Below are 19,168 nucleotides of genomic sequence, written 5' to 3' on the forward strand. Positions count from 1 at the left end.
GATGAATGTTTCCCTGGACGAGGTCGTCGGCGCGCTGCGTGCGTCCCTGCTCGACAACCAGAAGCTCAAGCAGCAGAACCAGCAGCTCACCGCCGCGCTCAGCGAACCGGTAGCGATCATCGGCATGAGCTGCCGGTTCCCCGGCGGTGTCGGGTCACCCGAGCAACTGTGGGACCTGGTGGCCGCCGGCGGCGACGCGATGTCGGCGTTCCCGGACGACCGGGGCTGGAACCTGGGCGCGCTCTACGACCCGGACCCCGACCCCGACAGCCGGGGCACGTCGTACGTGCGTGAGGGCGGGTTCCTCTACTCCGCCGGGGACTTCGACCCGGCGTTCTTCGGCATCAGCCCCCGCGAGGCCCTCGCCATGGACCCGCAGCAGCGGCTGCTGCTGGAGACCGCCTGGGAGGCGTTCGAGCGGGCCGGCATCGACCCCACCCGGCTGCGCGGCGCGCCCACCGGTGTCTACGCGGCCACCAGCAGCCAGGGTGACTACGCGGCCCTGCTCACCGGGGTCACCGGCGGCGTCGAGGGCTACCTCGGCACCGGCAGCGCCGCAGCCGTGGCGAGCGGCCGGATCTCCTACGCTCTCGGGCTGGAGGGGCCGGCGGTCACCGTGGACACCGCGTGCAGCTCGTCGCTGGTCGCGCTGCACCTCGCCTGCCAGGCGCTGCGGCTGGGCGAATGCACGATGGCGCTGGTCGGCGGGGTGTCGGTGATGGCCACCCCGACCGTCTTCGTGGAGTTCTCCCGGCAGCGGGGCCTGTCCACCGACGGCCGGTGCAAGTCGTTCGCCGCCGCCGCCGACGGCACCGGCTGGTCCGAGGGGGCCGGCATGCTGCTCGTCGAGCGGCTCTCCGACGCCCGCCGCAACGGCCACCCGGTCCTCGCCGTGCTGCGCGGCAGTGCCGTCAACCAGGACGGTGCGAGCAGCGGGCTGACCGCTCCGAACGGCCCGTCGCAGCGCCGGGTGATCCGGCAGGCTCTGGCGAACGCGGGGCTGGGTGCCGACCAGGTGGATGTCGTCGAGGCGCACGGTACGGGCACCACGTTGGGTGATCCGATCGAGGCGCAGGCGCTGATCGCGACGTATGGGCAGGGTCGGTCCGCGGAGCGGCCGTTGTGGCTCGGCTCGGTGAAGTCGAACATCGGGCACACGCAGGCGGCGGCGGGTGTGGCCGGGGTGATGAAGATGGTGCTGGCGATGCGGCACGGGGTGCTGCCGCCCACGCTGCACGTGGACGAGCCCACCCCGCACGTCGACTGGTCGGCCGGGGCGGTGTCCCTGCTGACCGGCCCGCAGCCATGGCCGGAGACCGGGCAGCCACGCCGGGCCGCGGTCTCCGCGTTCGGCATCAGCGGCACCAACGCACACGTCGTCATCGAGCAGGCCGCCGCGACGGACACCGACGACGTCCGGCCGGCCGGTACGCCCGCCCCGCCGGTACCGTGGATCGTCTCGGCCCGCTCCGCACCGGCCCTGGCCGGGCAGGCGCGGCGGCTGCTGGCGCATCTGGCCGATCACCCCGACCTGACCCCCGCCGACGTGGCGTACTCGCTGGTCACGACCCGGGCGGCCCTGCCGTACCGGGCCGCGGTGATCGGCGGGGACCGCGACGCGCTGCGGGCCGGCCTGCACGCGGTCGCCGAGGAGCGCGACACCCCCGGCGTGGTGCGAGGCGTGGCCCGCCCGGCCGGCAAGGTCGCGTTCCTCTTCACCGGGCAGGGCGCCCAGCGCCTCGGCATGGGCGCCGAGCTGTGCCGCCGGTTCCCGGTCTTCGCCGCCGCCTTCGACGAGGTGGCCGGGGAGCTGAACCGGCACTTGAGCCGGCCGCTGCGGGAGGTGGTCTTCGCCGAGGCCGACTCGCCCGGCGCGGATCTGCTGGACCGTACCGAGTTCACCCAGCCGGCGCTGTTCGCCTACGAGGTCGCCGCATACCGGCTGGTCACCGCCTGGGGGCTACGCCCGCAGTTCCTGCTCGGCCACTCGGTCGGCGAGCTGGCCGCGGCACACGTCGCCGGGGTGCTGTCGCTGGCCGACGCGGCGACCCTGGTGGCCGCCCGGGCCCGGCTCATGCAGCAGTTGCCGCCCGGCGGGGCGATGCTGGCGGTGCAGGCGTCCGAGGCGGAGGTGGTCCCGCTGCTCGACGAGCGGGTGTCTCTGGCCGCCGTGAACGGCCCCCGGTCGGTGGTGCTCTCCGGCGACGAGGAGGCCGTGCTCGCGGCGGGGCGGCGGCTGTCCGCCGAGGACCGGCGGTCCCGTCGGCTGCGGGTCAGCCACGCCTTCCACTCCGCCCGGATGGACGCCATGCTGGCCGACTTCCGGATCGTCGCGGAGAAGGTCGCGTGGCACCCGCCGAACCTTCCGATCGTCTCCGACCGCACCGGCGAGCCGCTCACCGCCGCCCAGGCCACGGACCCGGGCTACTGGGTCGACCACGTCCGGGACACCGTCCGCTTCCACGCGGGCGTCGCCACCCTCGCCGCCGGCGGCGTCGGAACCTTCGTGGAACTCGGCCCGGACAGCGCCCTGACCGTGCTGGCCCGGGAGTGCCTGCCCGACATGGAACCGGCGGCCTTCGTGCCGCTCGCCCGCCGGGACCAGCCGGAGGCGACCACGCTGCTCGCCGCGCTGGCCGCGGTCGACCTGCGCGGTGCCGGGGTCGACTGGGCGGCTCCCTTCGGCGGCAGCGACGCCGCGCGCGTCGAGCTGCCCACCTACGCCTTCCACCGCGAGCGTTTCTGGCCGGACCCGCCCACAGTGGATCTCGTCCCGCCCGCCGCGACCGGAGAGGACGAGGAGTTCTGGGCGGCCGTGGCGCAGGGACGACCGGCCGACCTGGCCGCCGCGCTCGGCCTGCCCGCCGACCGGCAGGACGCGCTCGCCGACGTGCTGCCCGCCCTCGCCTCCTACCGGGACCGGCGGCGTCGCGGATCGGAGCTGGACGGGCTGCGCTACCGCGCCGACTGGGAACGCGTCGACCTGTCCCCCGCCCGTACCACGCCGACCGGCCGATGCCTGCTGGTGGCCGGGGCCGGCACCGACGCCACCGCGGTGCTCACCGTGCTGCGCGCCGAGGGCCTGGACCCGACGCTGGTCACGGTCGGAGACGACCTGGACGCTGTCGCCCGGGCCTCGCTCGCCGACGGCACCTGGTCGGTCGTGGTCTCGCTGCTGGCGGCGGAGGACCCGGCGGCCGGCGCGCTCGCCGGGACGGCCGCGCTGGTGCGGGCCCTCGCCGCTGCGGGGAACGGCACGCCGATGTGGACCGTGACCCGGGGCGCGGTGGCCGTCGACGCGCACGACGCCGCTCCCGGCGTGGCCGGGGCGTACCTCTGGGGCCTGGGCCGGGTGCTGGCGCTGGAGCAGCCGCGCCTGTGGGGCGGGCTGGTCGACCTGCCGGCGGAGCCGGACGACGTCGCGCTCGCCGCGCTCGCCCGGGTCGTCGCGTCCGGCGGCGACGAGGACCAGGTGGCGGTACGCGCCGGCGGGGTGTATGCCCGGCGGCTCCGCCGGGCCCCGGCCGGCGCCACCGATACGGACTGGCGGCCCCGCGGCGCGGTCCTGGTGCACGGGTCCGCGCAGGTGCGTACCCCGCACCTGCTGCGCTGGCTCGCCGAGCGCGGCGCGTCGCACCTCGTCCTCGTGGGGCCGGTGGCGGATGCCGACCCGCCCGGCCCGGACGTCACAGTCACCGCCGTCGGCGACCTGGACGGGCTGCCCGAGGTGCTGGACCGGCTGGCCGCCACCGGCAGCGAGATCCGCACCGTCCTGCACGTCGCCGACTCCGACGGGGCCGGCGACCCGGTGGCGGTGCTGGACCCGCACGACCTGGCCGACGCCGTGGCCGCCCGTACCGCCGCCGTGGAACTGCTCGGGCGGGCCTGCGCCGGCCTACCGGTCGACGAGTTCGTCGTCTTCGCCTCGACGGCCGCCGTCTGGGGCAGCGGGGGAGCGGCGGTCTCCGCCGCCGTGGGCGCCGGGCTGGCGGCGCTGGCTGCGGGCTGGCGTGCCGCCGGCCGCCCGGCCACCGTCGTCGCGTGGGTGCCCTGGGCGGACGAGATCACCGACGCGGCGCAGTTGCGCCGCCGGGGGGTCCGGCCGCTGCCCGCCGACGTGGCCCTGTCCGCGCTGGGGCAGGCTCTGGTCCGCGGCGACGACCAACTGGCCGTGGCCGACCTCGACTGGCCCGCGTTCGTGCCGGCCTTCACCGCCGTACGGCCCAGCGCGCTACTGCGCGGCGTGCCCGAGGCGACGGCCGGCGCGGAGCCGGAGGCCGGCGATGCCGCGACCGATCCCGCCCGCGCGCTGCGCGAGCGGCTGGCCGGCGTTCCGGCCGGCGACCGGCACCGGATCCTGCTGGACCTGGTCCGGGCCCGGGTGGCCACCGTCCTCGGGCACGCCTCGCCCAACGCGGTCGAGGCCGACCGGGACTTCCTGGAACTCGGCTTCGACTCGCTGACCGCACTGGAACTGCGCGACGCGCTGCGCCAGGAGACCGCGGTGGAGCTGTCGGCGACCCTGCTCTTCGACCACCCCACCCCTACGGCGCTGGCCGTTCACCTGCTCGGCCGGCTCCTCGGCGCGGCGGCGGCCGGGGACGGCGCGGACGACGCCGGTGGACCTGCCGGGGAGAGTGCCGGCGGCGGACTGCTCGGCGGGTTGTTCAACCAGCCCAAGGCGCGCGAGGACCCGGCCGGGTATGCCGAACTGCTGGTCAAACTCGCCCAGTTCCGCCCCCGCTTCCGCGAGCCGGCGCAGCTCACCCGCCCGGCCGGTATCCTCCGGCTGGCCGAGGGCGGCGCCCGGGCGCAGTTGGTGTGCTGCTGCACGATGTCGCTGCTCTCCGGCGCGCACGAGTACGCCCGGCTGGCCGCCGGCTTCCGGGGCGTACGTGACGTGTGGGCCCTGCCCAACCCCGGGTTCGGCGTGGGCGAGGAGCTTCCCGCCGACCTCGACGCGCTGCTGCGGGTGCACGCCGACACGGTGCTGCGTACCGTCGGTGCCGGCCCGTTCGTGGTGGCCGGTCACTCCGGTGGTGCGATGGTGGCCAACCTGCTCGCCGGGGAGCTGGAACGCCAGGGCCGCCCGCCGGACGCGGTGGTGCTCATGGACACCTACCCGGCCGACAGCGAGGTGCTCGGCGGGTGGGTGCCGCAGCTTCTCGACGGGATGATCGACCGGGACACCGCGTACACGCCGATGGACGACTGGCGGACGACGGCGTGGGCGGGCTACCTGCCGCTGTTCCTGGACTGGCAGCCGACCGAGATGGCGGCGGCGACCCTGCTGGTGCGGGCCACCGAGCCGCTGGGGGAGTGGGCCGGCGAACCGGACGGCTGGCGGTCGCGCTGGCCCTACCCGCACGAGGCTGTTGACGCGGCTGGCGACCACTTCAGCATGGTCGCCGACCGGGGGCCGGAACTCGCCGGCACGGTCCAGCGCTGGCTGGCCGCGCGGGGCCTGTGACCGGTTCCGCCCCTGGCGTGCCCCTAGCGCCCCCTATCGGCGCACATACATCTATCGGACCGACGTTCCAGGACGGAGCATGACGACGTGGACGAGGCAGTGGTGGTCACGGAGCTGGTCAAGCGGTACCAGCCCAACATGCCACCGGCGGTGGACGGGCTGAGTTTCTCCGTCGCCGCCGGTGAGGTCTTCGGCCTGCTCGGGCCGAACGGTGCGGGCAAGACGACGACGATCGGGGTGCTGACAACACGGGTGCGGGCCACCTCGGGCCGGGCCCGGGTGTGCGGCGCGGACGTGATCGGCTCGCCCGCCGCCGCCCGGCAGTTGCTGGCGGTCGTACCGCAGCGGGTGAACCTGGACCGGGCGCTGACCGTCCGGCAGAACCTGCTGTTCCACGCGGCCTACCACCGGGTGCCCCGGGCGCAGCGCATCCGGCGGGCGGACGAGTTGCTGGACCAGATGGGGCTCAAGGACTTCGCGAACCACCGCACCGACTTCCTGTCCGGCGGCCTCGCCCAGCGCACGATGATCGCCCGCGCGCTGATGCACTCGCCCCGGGTGCTCTTCCTCGACGAGCCGTCCGCGGGTCTCGACCCGCAGTCCCGGCTCTTCGTGCACGACCGGGTCGCCGAGCTGAAGCGGTCCGGGGTGACCGTGGTGGTCACCACGCACGACATGGACGAGGCGGAGAAGCTCTGCGACCGGGTCGGCATCGTCGACCACGGCAAGCTGCTCACCCTGGACACCCCGTCCGCGCTGACCCGTACGCTGCCGGGCAGCAGCACCCTGACCCTCGTGGTGACCCCCGGCGCCCCCGCCGAGCAGGTGCGGGCCGCGCTCGACGCGATCCCGGACGTGGAGCAGGTGGAACACTTCAAGGTGACCGCCCCGGCGCCCGTCGCCGCGCCGGCGTTCCCGGGCATGCCGGCGATGCCGATGCCCGCGCCGGCCCCCGACGCCCCCACCGACCCGGACGCCCCGCTCTCCTTCCGGGTCTACACCAGCGGCCAGCCGGCCAACGCCATCCCGATGGCGATGAAGATCCTCGCCGACCTGGGTTGCGAGGTTCGTGACCTCAACATCGGCCAGCCCAGTCTGGAAGATGTCTTCATCCACCTGACCGGAAGGGAACTTCGGTGAGCGTCACCGCCCCCGCCCCCCCGTCCGCGCCGTCACCGCCCGCGGCGCCGCCGCCGGTGCGCGCGCTGGACCAGCTCGCCACCTTCCGCGCGGTGCTCTCGCGGGACCTGTTCGTCACCGGCCGGGAGCTGGTCGGCTTCCTGCTCCAGGTCTTCATCCAGCCGCTGTTCATGCTGCTGATCTTCGGCAAGGTGCTCAGCGACCTGGGCTACGCCAGCGACGACTTCTCCAACGTGCTGCTGCCCGGCGTCATCGCGCTGAACGCCTTCCTGATCGGCCTGGAGAACACCGCGCTGCCGATGATGATGGACTTCTCCTTCACCCGGGAGATCGAGGACCGCCTCCTGGCGCCTATGGCGACCCCGCTGGTGGCGCTGGAGAAGATCGTTTTCGGGGGCATCCGTGGCCTGATCGCCGGTGTGGTGCTGATCCCGGTCGGCATGCTCATGCTCGGCGTCACCTGGCCCTGGGCGGTGGTGCTCAAGGTGGTCGGGGTGTTGGCGATCGGCGCGCTGGTCGGCGCGGCGGTCGGTCTCGCCTTCGGCACCCTGGTGCCCACGCAGCACATCCAGATCATGTTCACCGTGGTGATGACCCCGATCATGTTCACCGGTGCCACCCAGTTCCCGCTGCTCGGCCTGGACTCGCTGCGCTGGTATCAGGTGATCTGTTCGCTGAACCCGCTGACCTACATCAGCGAGGCGACCCGGTCGCTCGTCGGCCCGCCGGGGGTCGAGTCGCTGCCGCTCTGGCTGTGCATGTGTGTCCTCACCGGGGTCTTCGTGGCGTTCTCGGCGATCGGCATGCGTGGCTTCATGCGTCGCGCCATGGACTGACCGCCCCGGACGCGGTCCGCCGAGGGCCCGAACCGCACCTGCGGTTCGGGCCCTCGCTTTCGCCCCGTGTCGCAGGGGGCCGGTGGTCACCGCGCCCCTGCGACAGCCGTCAGGACGTGGCGCTCTGTGTCTCGTCGGCCAGCGTCTCGGCGTACACGACGAGCCGGGACGGCAGGTCGGTCCGGCGCTTCACGTCGAGCTTGCGGTAGACCCGGGTCAGGTGCTGCTCGACAGTGCTCACCGTGATGAAGAGCTTGCTGGAGATCTGGCGGTTGGTGTGGCCGTGTGCGGCCAGCGCGGCAACGCGCCGCTCGGCGTCGCTCAGCCCGTCGTCCGGTTCCTGGAGTTCGGCGGCGGCCGGGTACGCCGGCAGTCCACTGCCCGGCTCCCGGCGGATCAGCCGCTGAGCCAGCACCGACGCCCCGCAGTCCTGCGCGAGCTGGTAGGCGCGGCGGACGAGCAGCCGGGCGCGGGCGGAGTCTCCGGCGCGCTGTAGCGTCTGACCGGTGTCGCCGAGGGCGCGGACGAGCTCCAACCGGTCGCCGCTGGACTGGAGCAGGTTGACCGCCTCGGAGAGCAGCTTGCGCCGGTGGTCGTGGGCGGCGGTGGTGGCGAGCAGGCGCAGCGTACGGCCCCGGGTCCGGTCGTCGACCCCGTGCGGCACCCGCAGTTGCTCCTGCAGGAGCTGCATGGCCTGCGTCTTGTTGCCGACGCTGAGCTGCACCCGGGCCAGCTCCAGCCGCCACGGCACCAGTCCGGCCGCGTCGATCCCCCACGTGCGCATCAGCTCGCCGCAGCGTCGCAGGTCGGTGGTGGCGGCGTGCGGCCGGCGTACGGCCAGGTGGTGCCGGCCGCGTGCGGCCAGGTAGTGCAGGCCCAATGGGGTGCGGAACATGCCGGGCGGGGTCGGGTGGGCCAGCCACCGGTCGGCCTCGGCGAACCGGCCCGACTCGGTCGCGGACGCGATCAGGGTAGACAGCGGTCCGGCGATCGCCACTCCCCAGGCGGGGGCTGGCATGTCCTCCAGGGCCGCGCGGGCGTGGTGCTCGGCACCGGGCAGATCGCCGACGCGCAGGGCCGCCTCCGCCCGGATCGCCCGGATCACCGCCCGCCAGCCCGGCGCGTGCTGAACCACCGGCCGGTCGAGCAGCACGTCGCCCCAGACCGCGGCCTGGTCCGACCGGCCGGCCCAGAGCAGCGCCAGCAGGGGCGCGGTCAGCAGGCCGAGGGCGCCGTCGTCCGTGTGGTGGCGCTGCAGGATCTGCTCGGCGGTCGGCACCGTGTCGTTGTCGGCGGTCGGCGTCAGCGCGGTGCCGAGCACCGTGACCGCCTGCAGGAGCGGGCTGACGGTGGTCGGGGCGCCGGCCGCGCGGCTCCAGGTGGCCGGGGTCTGCCGTACGCTCGCCAGGTGGTCCGGGTGGGAGAGGGAGACCAGAAGCTGCATGATCCGCAGGCGGCCCGGGGTGGCCGGAGCCTGCTCCTCGTCCGCCGAGAAGCCGCTGACGGCCTCGGCAGCCTCGTCGACGCGGCCCTGCCAGAGCAGGTACGGCACGGCGGAGAGGCTCGCATCGGTGGACCAGCCGGCGTCCCGCGCCGTCTGCACCAGCTCCGTCAGCTGCCCGTTCACCGTCAACGGGTTGAGCTGCCAGCGGGCATTCACCAGCATCTCGGTGGTGGCGGTGCGTTGCCGCTCGTCCACCGGCGCGCTGGCGAGCAGCCGCAGGCAGGCTGCCGCCACGTCGGGCCGGCCGGACGAGAGCGCGTGACCGGCGGCGTCCTGGAGCACCGGCACCCGCCAGCCGGCCACCGTCGAACCGGCGGCCACGAGGTGCTCGGCTACCACGCTCGCCTCGGCGCCGCGGTCGTGCAGCACCTCGGCGGCCCGCTGGTGCAGGCCGCGCCGCTCGTCGGCCGACATGTCAGCGAGGATCGAGTGCAGGATACGCGAGTGGCGTAGCTGGTCGGACTCCATCAGACCCGAGGTACGCAACACCCGCACCGCCGGGACCGTGGTCGCGGGCATCACGTCGAGGAGGTGGCCGAGCAGTTCGGTCGACGCGGGCCGGTCGAGCACGGCGAGCGCCTGGGCCACCCGGCGTACCCCGGGCTCGTGGCGGTAGAGGCACCCGAGCACGGCCTGGTCGAACGCGTCGCCGACGGACGGAAGGTCGTGGTCGCTGCCCTCGCTACCGGCCCGTTCGTCGAGCAGCGCCCGGGTGAGCAGTGGATTGCCTCCGGTCATCCGTACGTAGTGTTCCGCGGTCCTGCGGGTGTCGGCGTCGTCGACGGCGCCCTCGACCAGCCGGGCGACGGCGTCGACGGTCAGTGGTGGCAGGCTGATCCGGGAGAAGTGCGGCTGGCTGAGCAGCTCGGCGCGGAACAGCGGGTGCGGCGGGCGCAGCGTCGACGCCTCCGCGAACACGACCATGATCCGGGCGTGGCGCAGCCGTCGGGTCACGTAGAGCAGGCAGTGCAGCGAGGCCGGGTCCGCGTGGTGCACGTCGTCGACGAGGAGGACCAGGGGCCCGTTGGCCGTCAGATCGATCAGGGTGGTGAAGAGGCCGTGTAGCAGAGGTGCCCAGGCCCGGTCTCCGTCGGACGCCTCGCCGCCGACTTCGGGCAACGGCACCGCGGAGGTGGCGTCGCGCAGCAGCTTCTCGACGTGGGCGGCGGCCTCCGGAGCGAGTCGTGCACTGTGGAACAGCTGCCTGACGACTCCCAGGTGGAGACCGCGCTCCGCCCGCGAGCCGGTCGCGCTCATCACCTGCCCGCGGGAGCCGGCCGTCCACTCGCCGAACGACTCCAGCAGGCTGGTCTTGCCGCTGCCCACGGCACCGGTGACCAGCGCGACGTGTCCGCGCTGCTGCTCTTCGCACGCGTGGAACACGCGCCGCAGACGGGTGATCTGTTCCTCTTGCTGAACCAACACCTGCGCGTAAGCCCTCCTTGTACGCGGCGCGGGCCTGGAAACGCCGGTGCGGCCCGACACCGCCACCCCTGCCGGAGACAGCCGCCCCTCCGCCCGCGTCTCGACGGGTGGGGGTGGAGCGCGCCGGGCGGCCACGCCGGGTGGACCTGAAATCCTTCGTCGGACCGGTCTTCTCGCCGTACGGTCCGCGTGTCGAGGCGAGTCTGGCACCGGCATGATGGTGCGACAACGGGCGTGAGACCCCATCGTTTCGCATCCAAACCTGCGGCCCCAGAAGGCATTTAGGGGTTGCGCGATTCGGGGTGAGGGGTGTTGGAGCCGATCGGCCCGGGGGAGGCGACACGCCGGTGAGCGGCTGGTGTCGGGGCGTACGGCTTGATGGTGCCACACCGCGACTCCCGGCGCACGCCGGCGGTACGCACAGTGGTGGTGAGCGAACTCTTCGCGACGGTCGGCGAGGGCGACGGTCGTGTGACGCCCGGCGGCTGTTCCGTGCGGAAGCCCGACCGGGATCAGCGCGGCTGAGGGCCGGACGGACGGCCGCCCGGGGGGTCCGTGCCCCGCGTCAGCGGATCCAGCACCGTCGTACCGGGGCGGTCGAACCGCAGCCGTCCGGCGAGTTCGCCGCGCGAGTTGACGTCCAGCTTCCGGTAGATGCGCGTCATCCGCTGTTCGATCGCGCTGACCGTCAGGAAGAGCTTCTCGGCGATCTCACGATTGGTGTGACCCTGGGCGGCCAGGGTGGCCATCCTGGATTCGGTGTCCGTCAGGCCCTGGACCAAGACCGCCGCACCCGCCCGGCTGCCGGTGGCACCATCCCTGGTGGACAGGGCGCTGGGCCACAACGTCGGGATGCCGCACTCCTCCGCGAGAGCCCGGGCCGACCGGGTCGCGGCGCGGGCCTGCCGCCGGTCGCCGGCCTGCTCGTAGGCGTGACCGAGGTCGGCAAGGTTGTGCGCCAGTTCCATCCGGTCGCCGCACTGCCGCAGCAGCCGTACGGCGCTGCGCAGGTGCGGGATCCGTTCCTGTCCCTCCTCGGTCGCGGCCAGAACCCGCAGGGCCGCGGCCCGGTACCGGACATGGACGGGCCGCAGCCGGGCCAACTCGTCGCGCACCAGCTTGCGCGCCTGCTGACGGCGGCCCATCCGGAGCAGTGCCCGAGCCGACTCGGTGCGCCACGGCACCAGGCCCGAGAAATCCAGCTGCCACCGCTGCATCAGCTGCCCGCAGAGCTGGAAGTCGGCCAGCGCGGCCTCGGGGCTTCCCGCGGCGAGGGCGTGCGTCCCACGGGCGTGCAGGTAGTGCAGCCCGAGCGGGGTCTCGAAGATCGCCGGCGGCACCGGCACCTGAAGGCAGGCGGCCGCCGTGTCGAGCTGGTCCATAAAGGTCAGGGCCCGTATCCGGACGGCGAGAGGTATCCCGATCACCACCCCCCAGCCTTTCGGCGAGAGCTGCCCCAGTGCCTCGTCGGCCAGCTTGCCGGCGCGGGGGAGGTCGCCGAGCCGGCCGGCGACGGCGGCCCGCAGGGCGGTGAGCGTGGCCGAGGGGGTGGGGTGGTGCGGGGTGGCGAGGTGGCGGTCCAGCCGGTTGCACCAGTCGTCGGCCAGGTCGAGCTGGTCGGCGTAGATCATGGCGATGAGGGCGCAGATGACCCTCCACATGTGCGGTTCGTCGTCCGGCCCGGTGGTCGACAGTGTCCGCTCGGCCTTCTCGACCACGCCCGCGTCACCCCGGGCCAGCACGCCGGACAGCAGGATGACTCCGCTGAGCCCGTGCTTGACCCGGGCCAGCGTGAGCGGATCCCGCGCGGCCACGGCGGGCGCGGGCCGGTCGACCATGACCCCGGGATAGAGCGTCGAGATCCAGCCGGTGATGATGAGCAGCTCGGCCACGGACTGCGGATCGGCGGGATCCGACCGCTCGCTCAGGTGCCTGACCAGGTCGACGGCCTTGTCGATCTCACCGTGCCAGAGGAGGTACTGGATGGGACCGGCGGCCTGTTGGCTGCCGAGGTGCCCGGCCCGGATGGCGGTGGCGACGCTGACCAGGTGGGGGATCGTGGCCTGCGGGTCGAGTCGCCACTCGGCGCGCGCCAGCGCGGAGCGGATCCGCGCCCGCAGACACTCGCCGACGCCACTGCGGTGCGCCCGGCGCAGGTACCGCAGGGCGGTCTCCACCTCGCCGTCGAGCAGCGCCTGCTCGCCGGCGTCCAGCAGGGTCTGCGCCATCCAGGGTTCGGCCAGCTCGCCGATGTCCACCAGGTGCGGCGCGATCCGGGCCGGGGGCGCGCCGTCGTCGTGCAGCAGGCGGGCTGCTCCCAGATGCAGCCGTACGCGTTCCTCGGCGGTCATCCCGTCGATCACGGCCTGGGTCACCGCCGGATGGCGCAACCCCTGTTCGTCGATCAGCCCCGCGCTGGTCGACTTGTCGACAGCGCCCAGCGCGGGGTGCAACCGGGCGTCGACGAGATGCGGCAGCAGGCTGCCGTGCAGCGGCTCGCCGGTCACGGCGAGCACCCGGGCGGCGTTGAGCACCAGGCGGTCGCAGCGGTACAGGCAGCTCAGCACGGCCTCCCGGAACGACTCGCCGACCGCCGGGGCGTCGGCGGACCGTGGCGCGGCTGCCTGGTCATCGGCGAGCGCATGCACCAGGAGCGGATTCCCGCCGCTGATCCGGTGGCTCTCCTCGGCGATGCTGCGGGCGAGCGGGATGTCGAGCCGCTGGGCGAGCAGCTGGAACGTCCCCTCGGCGGTGAGCAGCGGCAGGCGGATGCGGTGCAGCTTCGCCGGTTGCAGCATCTCGGCGTGCACGTCCGCCTGCCACGGCCGGGTGCGTGGCGCCTCCGTCAGGACCATCAGCACGGATAGGCCGGAGAGCCGCCGGGCCACGTAATCGAGACAGCGCAGCGACGGCACGTCCGCGTGGTGGATGTCGTCCACCACGATGACCAGCGGCCCCCGCGAGGTCAGTTCGAGCAGGGCGCGCCCGATGGCGGCGGTGAGCCGGGCGTTCTCCGCGTCCGCCGGATCGGCGTCGCTCCATGCGAGGGCGCCCGCGTCCAGCAGCCGGGCGAGGCGGGCCCGGATGTCGGGGGCGTCCGCGGCGCACGACGGCACCGCGCGGACGAGCTGCCGGACGACCTCCAGCGGTACGCTGCGCTCCGCGCGGGAGGCGCTCGCGCCGATGACCCGTGCTCCGGCGTCGCAGGCGCGCCGGGCGAAGGCCTGTGAGAGCGCGGTCTTGCCGGAGCCGACCGGGCCGGTCAGCACGGTCACCGGCCGGTCGGTCGGCGAGGTGCCGCCGCGGAGCAGGTCTGCGAGTCGGCGCTCCAGCAGGCCGAGCTGGCTTGAACGCTCGGTCAGCTCCATCACCGCCCCCTCCGGGGGAGGGCCGCGTGCCCGGTGCGGCCCGACAGCTCGACCAAATTGGAGACCGGCAATTCTTGACCCATTCCATTATCGGCAACTATCGACTGGCGTCGAGCTTTGCCGGTGCGCCATCGACCGACTTGACCGGTTGGCTGCTGCGAGCCGTGTTCCCGTGTGCGTCGGCGATAATTCCCCAGCTCTCTCGGGGTCGACACTTCCTATCGACCTCCTTGATGGTGGGAGTATGGCAGTTGGGCAATTGGGCGGCAAGCCGAGTTGTGTAAAGGATGAGCAAACATGGGTCACTTGTCTCGGGTGACCCGGCCGGGGGTGGCGACGGAAAGTCGCTGGCTGATCCCGTACCGTGACAGAGCGCTCCCATGAGCCGATGGTTCCGCTTATTCGGTTCGCCTGCTGATTGGCGAATCAGCTCTTCCGTGCTAATCCGGCCTAATCCGGCGTCCGGGCGTTACCGGTCGCTCTGGCCGAGAGGTTCGAAGCTGCCGCGGTTGCGGCGTGCGGAGAGGTCGAGCTGAACGTCATCGTCGTTGAACTCGGCGTTCGTGACCCCGCCCGTGCCGATCCCGGCGCGGGCGGGCGTGGTGCCGGAAGCTGGTGTGGAGGTGTCGTCCGCCCCCGGGGTGGGGCTGTGGGGTCCGGTCGGGGCTCCGGCAATTGCCGGAGACGCTCGATTGTTGCGATGTAAGGCATCGATGCCGGAACTGCGATCGATGCCTGTCCGATCCTGCCGGCGGTCGAGGCTTGGTGTGCGTCGGCGGGCCACGATTCGGACGTTTGGGAGATTCTGCGATTATGTATGAAAAAGAATTATGCATCCGAGTGTCCTGTTGGTTGCGGAGGTCTGCGGCCCCATTCGGCCTGAAGGCTGATCCATGCGGCACACGCCAATGCGATAAAGTCGTGACGGCGAGCTGCCGGGCATTGAGAAAGACGTTTTATGGTCAATTTTCGCTCGCTGAGGACAAATGCGGTCTCTGCATTGTTCGCCGAGCCGGAGTGAGCGCTCGGGCCGGCCGTTGTGTCAGGACGGCCGGGATCCGGTCCTAGCTGGCCAGTAGGCCCGGACAGGGGGATTCGGACTCGGCGGCTAGGGGTTGTGCCCGACGATAGCCCGGCCCTAATTTCGGGGCACCCGGTCTCCACCGTTTGGATAGCCGGACATGGGGCCGTGCAGGCCCGAGACATGAAGGGTTCTGTGGCCGTCGTGATGTCCCAGCTGCCGCCGCGACTCGTTGCGGCCCCGCGCAGGGGATAGCGGAGATGACACTGCTGCCGGTGCTGCGTGGATTCGGTGCGGATCGGGCCGACGCGGTCACGGTGGCCGGAAAAGCCCTCTCCAGCGAGGCCCTGCTGGGCTGCGTCACCGCCGTCGCTGATCGGATCAGGGGCGCGACCGCGGTCGCGGTCGACGGCACACCGACGCTGGAAGCGCTGGTCGGAATGCTCGGCGCCCTCCTCGCCGGGGCGCCGCTCGTACCGCTGCCTCCCGGCGCCGACGAACGCGAACGCCGCCGTATCCTGCGGCAGTCCGGAGCGACGGTGATCCTCGGCCGTGCCCCGTCCGGGGCCGACGGCCTGTCCACGATCCCGGTCGACCTGCGAGAACACGCCTCGACGCGGCATCCCGAGCCCGCCCCGGGCAGCGACGCCGTCATCCTCTACACCGGAGGCGCATCAGGGCCGCCACGAGGGGTGCGCATCTCGCGCCGCGCCATCGCCGCCGACCTCGACCTTCTGGCTCGTGCGTGGCACTGGAGCGAGGAGGACGTGGTCGTCCAGGGCACCCCGCTGTTCCGGGCGTACGGTCTGGTCGTCGGCCTGCTCGGCGCGCTGCGGGCCGGTAGCCGTTTCGTCCACCTCGACCACGCCGGCACCGGGCCGGTCGGCTCCGTGCACCTGGCGTCGCCCGACCAGTGGGCGAGGATAGCGCTGGACGGCCACCGGGCCCGGCCGCTGTCCGCGGCGCGGATCCTCGTTTCCGCGGACGGCCCGCTGGCCCGCGCCGTGGCCGAGCGGCTCCGACTGCTCACCTCGCACCGGCCGGTGCAGGCCTACGGCACCACCGAGACGCTCGTCGCGCTGACCGGGCGCCCCGGTGACCGTACGGTTCCGGGCGCTGTCGGCACCCCCCTGCCCGGCGTCGAGACGCGCGTGCTGGACCGCGAGGACCGGCCGGTGCCGGCCGACGGCCAGTCGGCGGGCGAGCTGAGCGTCTGCGGGCCGATGCTGTTCAGCGGGTACGTCGGCGGGCGGAGCCTCGCCGCCGGTCGCTGGCACGCCACCGGGGACCTGGCCAGCGTGGCCCCCGACGGCACGTACCGGATCATCGGGCGACGCGGGCTCGACGTGGTGCACAGCCGGGGCCGGCGGATGTCCGCCGGGCAGATCGAGGAGGCGTTGCTGAGCCACCCCGGCGTGCGCGACGCCGCCGTCGTCGGCACGCCGCACCACGCGCTCGGCGAGCAGGTCACCGCCTACGTCGTCGCCGAGGGGGTGACCGCGCAGGTGCTCATCGACCACGTCGGCCGGCACCTCTCGGCGGGCCAGCGCCCCCGGCGGGTGCACTTCGTCGACGAGCTGCCGCGCAGCGCCTTCGGGCGGATCAGGAAGTCCCTGCTGATCGCCGGCGGCTGAGACGGCCGGACAGCGGGCAGCGGTGACCCGCACTCGCCACGGTCAGCCCTCCACCCAGCCGTGCCGCCGGGCCAGCTCCAGCATCCTCGCACGTACCGCCACGATCTGCGCTCCGGTCAGGTCCGACACGGAGGTCACCAGCGCCTCGGTGGTCTCCGCGGAGAAGGCCCGCTCGGAGAGGACGTCGCACAGGCCCTCGTCGTCCTCCGCGCCGCCCGTGGCCTGCCCGCTGTCCCTGCTGCGCCCGCCGCCGACCGTGACGCCGGCCCGGGCGGACAGCCCGGCACCGGCCGTCGGGACGCGATCCGCACCCGGGGCGACGCCGGACACCCGCACCAGCACGGCCTTGGGCCCACGCTCGGTCTCCACCGCGTCGTACTCGACCGGGACGCCGGGCGTCAGTGTCCACTTGTCGCCGTCGAGCATGTTCGCGTGCACGAACACGTCGTCGCTGCCGTCGTCCGGGGCGATGAACCCGTAGCCCCGCACCTCGTCGAACCGCACCACTTTGCCAGTAAGCATCGCCATTCCCGCGTCCATCCGCCCCAAATCCAGGTGCCCCGCCCGCAGGACCGGGACGGCGCCCAGAGTGGCACCTGTCCCGTGCAGGCCGGCACCCGTACCCGACCCCTATGGTGCACCTATCGCCGAGGCCCGCCGCGGCGAGGGGTGCCGCAGCGCCTACCATCGGCCAACGTGATCGAGCAGATCCTGCCCCCCACCGTGGCGGTGTCCGAGTCCTTCACCGATCCCGCCGGCGTGACCCTGTTCCCCGAGGAGGAGGCGCTGGTGGCACGGTCGGTGGAGAAACGACGCCGGGAGTTCGCCACCGTGCGGCACTGCGCCCGGCTGGCCCTCGGCGAGCTGGGCCTCGACCCGGCGCCGATCGTCTCCGGCGCACGCGGTGCCCCGCTCTGGCCGGACGGCGTGGTCGGCAGTATGACGCACTGCGACGGCTACCGGGCGGCGGTCGTCGGCCGTACGGCGGCGTTCGCCAGCCTCGGGGTGGACGCCGAGCCGCACGCCCCGCTGCCCGACGGGGTGCTTGGAGCGATCGCCCTGCCGGCCGAACGGTCGCGCACCGTCACGCTGGGCGCGGCCAGCCCCGCCGTCTGCTGGGACCGCCTGTTGTTCAGCGCCAAGGAGGCGGTGTACAAGGCGTGGTTCCCGCTCACCGGCCAGTGGCTGGACTTCTCCGAGGCGGACATCGTGTTCGACCCGGCCGGCACGTTCGAGGCCCGGCTGCTGGTGCCCGGTCCGGTGCTCGGCGGGGCCGAGGTGCGGGCGTTCGCGGGCAGGTTCCTGGTCGAGCGGGGGCTGGTGGTCACCGCGATCAGCATCCCGGCGGTCGCGTCCTAACCGTCTGCGCTGAGCCGCGTCTTCTGCACCTTGCCCAGGGCGTTGCGGGGCAGGGCGTCGACCAGGCGCACCTCGCGCGGTCGCTTGTGCGCCGAAAGGTGCCGGGCCACGAAGTCGATCAGCTCGGCCTCGCCCACCCCGTCGCCCACCACGTACGCGGTGACCTGCTGACCGAGGTCGGGGTGCGGTGTGCCCACCACGGCTGCCTCACGGACCCCCGGGTGCGTCAGCAGGGCGTCCTCCACCTCCCCGGCGCCGATCCGGTAGCCACCGCTCTTGATCAGGTCGGTCGACGCCCGGCCGACGATCCGGTGCCAGCCGTCCGGGTCGACGGTGGCGACGTCCCCGGTGCGGAACCAACCGTCCGGGGTACGGCTCGCCGCGTCGGCGTCCGGACGGTTGAGGTAGCCGTCGAACAGCGTGGGGCCGGTGACCTGAAGCTCGCCCATCGTCGCCCCGTCGGCCGGGAGCGGGGTGCCGTCGTCGGCGACCAGCCGCGTACGGACCCCGGGCAGCGCCAGCCCGACGGTGCCGGGCCGGCGTGGGCCGTCCGTCCGGGCGCTCACAGTGATCAGGGTCTCGGTCATCCCGTACCGCTCGACGACCCGGTGACCGGCGAGGGTGGCGAGGTCGGCGAAGACCGTCGCCGGCAGCGCCGCGCTGCCCGACACCAGCAGCCGCGCCGGACGCAGCGCCCGGGCCGCATCCGGGTCGGCGGCGATTCGGGACCACACCGTCGGCACCCCGAAGTACATCGTGCCGTTGGCGGCGGCGTACCGGTCAGGGCGGGGGCGGCCCACGTGGTGCAGCCGGCCGCCCAGCCGCATCGGTCCGAGCACGCCGAGCACCAGCCCGTGCACGTGGAACAGCGGCAGGCCGTGCACCAGCAGGTCGTCCGGCGTCCATGCCCAGGCGTCGGCCAGCCCGTCGAGGCAGGCGGCGATCGCGCGGCGGGAGATCACGGCGCCCTTCGGGGCGCCGGTGGTGCCGCTGGTGTAGAGGATCACCGCGGTGCAGGCCGGATCCGGCTCGGGGTGGACGGTGTCCGACCGGCGATTCAGGTCGACGGGTACGACGGGCCGGCCGGCGTCACCGACGGTGCGTTCCGCGCCGGCCGGGGCCAGCAGCGCCGTCGCGCCCGAGTCGCGCAGGATGTGATCGCGCTCCATCGGCCCGGCGTCCGGCGGGATCGGCACGACCGCAACCCCGGCCGTCAGCGCGCCCACCACGCCGACCACGGTCTCCAGGGTGGCGGTGGCCTCGATCGCCACCCGGTCGACGCCGCGCAGTTCGTCGGCCACCGCCGTGGCAAGGCGGCGAAGCTCCACCCAGGACGCCGCCCGGCCGTCGACCCGGATCGCGTCCGGGCGCTCGTCGGTGCCCTTCGTCAGCCAGCCCAGCAGCGGCATGG

10 protein-coding genes are annotated in these 19,168 nt (G+C 73.6%); 5 read left to right on the plus strand and 5 right to left on the minus strand.

Annotated features, from left to right (window positions below; all coding sequences use genetic code 11):
- Nucleotide 1: 1 nt before the first annotated feature.
- The 3 genes from AMK25_RS09545 to AMK25_RS09555 all read left to right on the plus strand — a co-directional run bounded on the left by AMK25_RS09545 (nt 2) and on the right by AMK25_RS09555 (nt 7,446).
- Nucleotides 2-5,470: a type I polyketide synthase gene (locus AMK25_RS09545; protein ID WP_073827820.1), complete on the plus strand. Its 5,469-nt coding sequence runs from the start codon at nt 2-4 to the stop codon at nt 5,468-5,470.
- Between the two features lie 87 nt (nt 5,471-5,557).
- Nucleotides 5,558-6,610, plus strand: coding sequence for an ABC transporter ATP-binding protein (locus AMK25_RS09550; RefSeq protein WP_073827821.1), 1,053 nt, complete (start codon nt 5,558-5,560; stop codon nt 6,608-6,610).
- Nucleotides 6,607-7,446: an ABC transporter permease gene (locus AMK25_RS09555; protein WP_030498870.1), complete on the plus strand. Its 840-nt coding sequence runs from the start codon at nt 6,607-6,609 to the stop codon at nt 7,444-7,446. Before AMK25_RS09550 ends, AMK25_RS09555 begins: the two co-directional genes overlap by 4 nt.
- Before the next feature lie 109 nt (nt 7,447-7,555).
- Here the strand turns inward: AMK25_RS09555 and AMK25_RS32965 are convergent, their stop codons facing one another.
- From AMK25_RS32965 to AMK25_RS31870, 3 genes are all read right to left on the minus strand, one after another.
- Nucleotides 7,556-10,375, minus strand: a complete 2,820-nt coding sequence (locus tag AMK25_RS32965) for a helix-turn-helix transcriptional regulator (protein WP_073827822.1) — start codon at nt 10,373-10,375, stop codon at nt 7,556-7,558.
- A gap of 512 nt (nt 10,376-10,887) precedes the next feature.
- Nucleotides 10,888-13,743 carry a helix-turn-helix transcriptional regulator gene (locus tag AMK25_RS09565; protein WP_073827823.1) on the minus strand — a complete coding sequence of 952 codons (2,856 nt, stop codon included), beginning with the start codon at nt 13,741-13,743 and terminating at the stop codon, nt 10,888-10,890.
- 469 nt (nt 13,744-14,212) lie between these two features.
- Nucleotides 14,213-14,527, minus strand: coding sequence for a hypothetical protein (locus tag AMK25_RS31870; RefSeq protein ID WP_143194718.1), 315 nt, complete (start codon nt 14,525-14,527; stop codon nt 14,213-14,215).
- A 497-nt stretch (nt 14,528-15,024) separates the two neighbouring features.
- Here AMK25_RS31870 and AMK25_RS09570 point away from each other — a divergent pair, with 497 nt between their 5' ends.
- Nucleotides 15,025-16,398, plus strand: a complete 1,374-nt coding sequence (locus AMK25_RS09570; protein WP_073827824.1) for an AMP-binding protein — start codon at nt 15,025-15,027, stop codon at nt 16,396-16,398.
- A gap of 42 nt (nt 16,399-16,440) precedes the next feature.
- On the opposite strand, the gene AMK25_RS09575 is transcribed toward AMK25_RS09570, so the two are convergent.
- On the minus strand, nt 16,441-16,938 hold the full coding sequence (locus AMK25_RS09575; protein WP_073827825.1) for a cold-shock protein: 498 nt from the start codon (nt 16,936-16,938) through the stop codon (nt 16,441-16,443).
- 156 nt (nt 16,939-17,094) lie between these two features.
- Between AMK25_RS09575 and AMK25_RS09580 the strand changes: the two genes are divergently transcribed.
- On the plus strand, nt 17,095-17,757 hold the full coding sequence (locus AMK25_RS09580) for a 4'-phosphopantetheinyl transferase family protein (RefSeq protein ID WP_073827826.1): 663 nt from the start codon (nt 17,095-17,097) through the stop codon (nt 17,755-17,757).
- On the opposite strand, the gene AMK25_RS09585 is transcribed toward AMK25_RS09580, so the two are convergent.
- The gene (locus AMK25_RS09585; protein ID WP_073827827.1) at nt 17,754-19,166 is read right to left on the minus strand and encodes an acyl-CoA synthetase; all 1,413 of its coding nucleotides are present in this window, start codon (nt 19,164-19,166) and stop codon (nt 17,754-17,756) included. The two genes, AMK25_RS09580 and AMK25_RS09585, sit on opposite strands and share 4 nt — an antisense overlap.
- Nucleotides 19,167-19,168 lie beyond the last annotated feature (2 nt).

The sequence above is a fragment of the Micromonospora sp. TSRI0369 genome, assembly GCF_001905625.1.
Taxonomy (GTDB): domain Bacteria; phylum Actinomycetota; class Actinomycetes; order Mycobacteriales; family Micromonosporaceae; genus Micromonospora; species Micromonospora echinospora_A.

What these genes read in the sequence shown, in the direction of transcription:
- AMK25_RS09585 (WP_073827827.1), bottom strand. Translation starts at nt 19,166, where the DNA reads ATGCCGCTGCTGGGCTGGCTGACGAAGGGCACCGACGAGCGCCCGGAC.
- AMK25_RS09575 (WP_073827825.1), bottom strand. Translation starts at nt 16,938, where the DNA reads ATGGACGCGGGAATGGCGATGCTTACTGGCAAAGTGGTGCGGTTCGAC.
- AMK25_RS09565 (WP_073827823.1), bottom strand. Translation starts at nt 13,743, where the DNA reads ATGGAGCTGACCGAGCGTTCAAGCCAGCTCGGCCTGCTGGAGCGCCGA.
- AMK25_RS09570 (WP_073827824.1), top strand. Translation starts at nt 15,025, where the DNA reads ATGACACTGCTGCCGGTGCTGCGTGGATTCGGTGCGGATCGGGCCGAC.
- AMK25_RS09545 (WP_073827820.1), top strand. Translation starts at nt 2, where the DNA reads ATGAATGTTTCCCTGGACGAGGTCGTCGGCGCGCTGCGTGCGTCCCTG.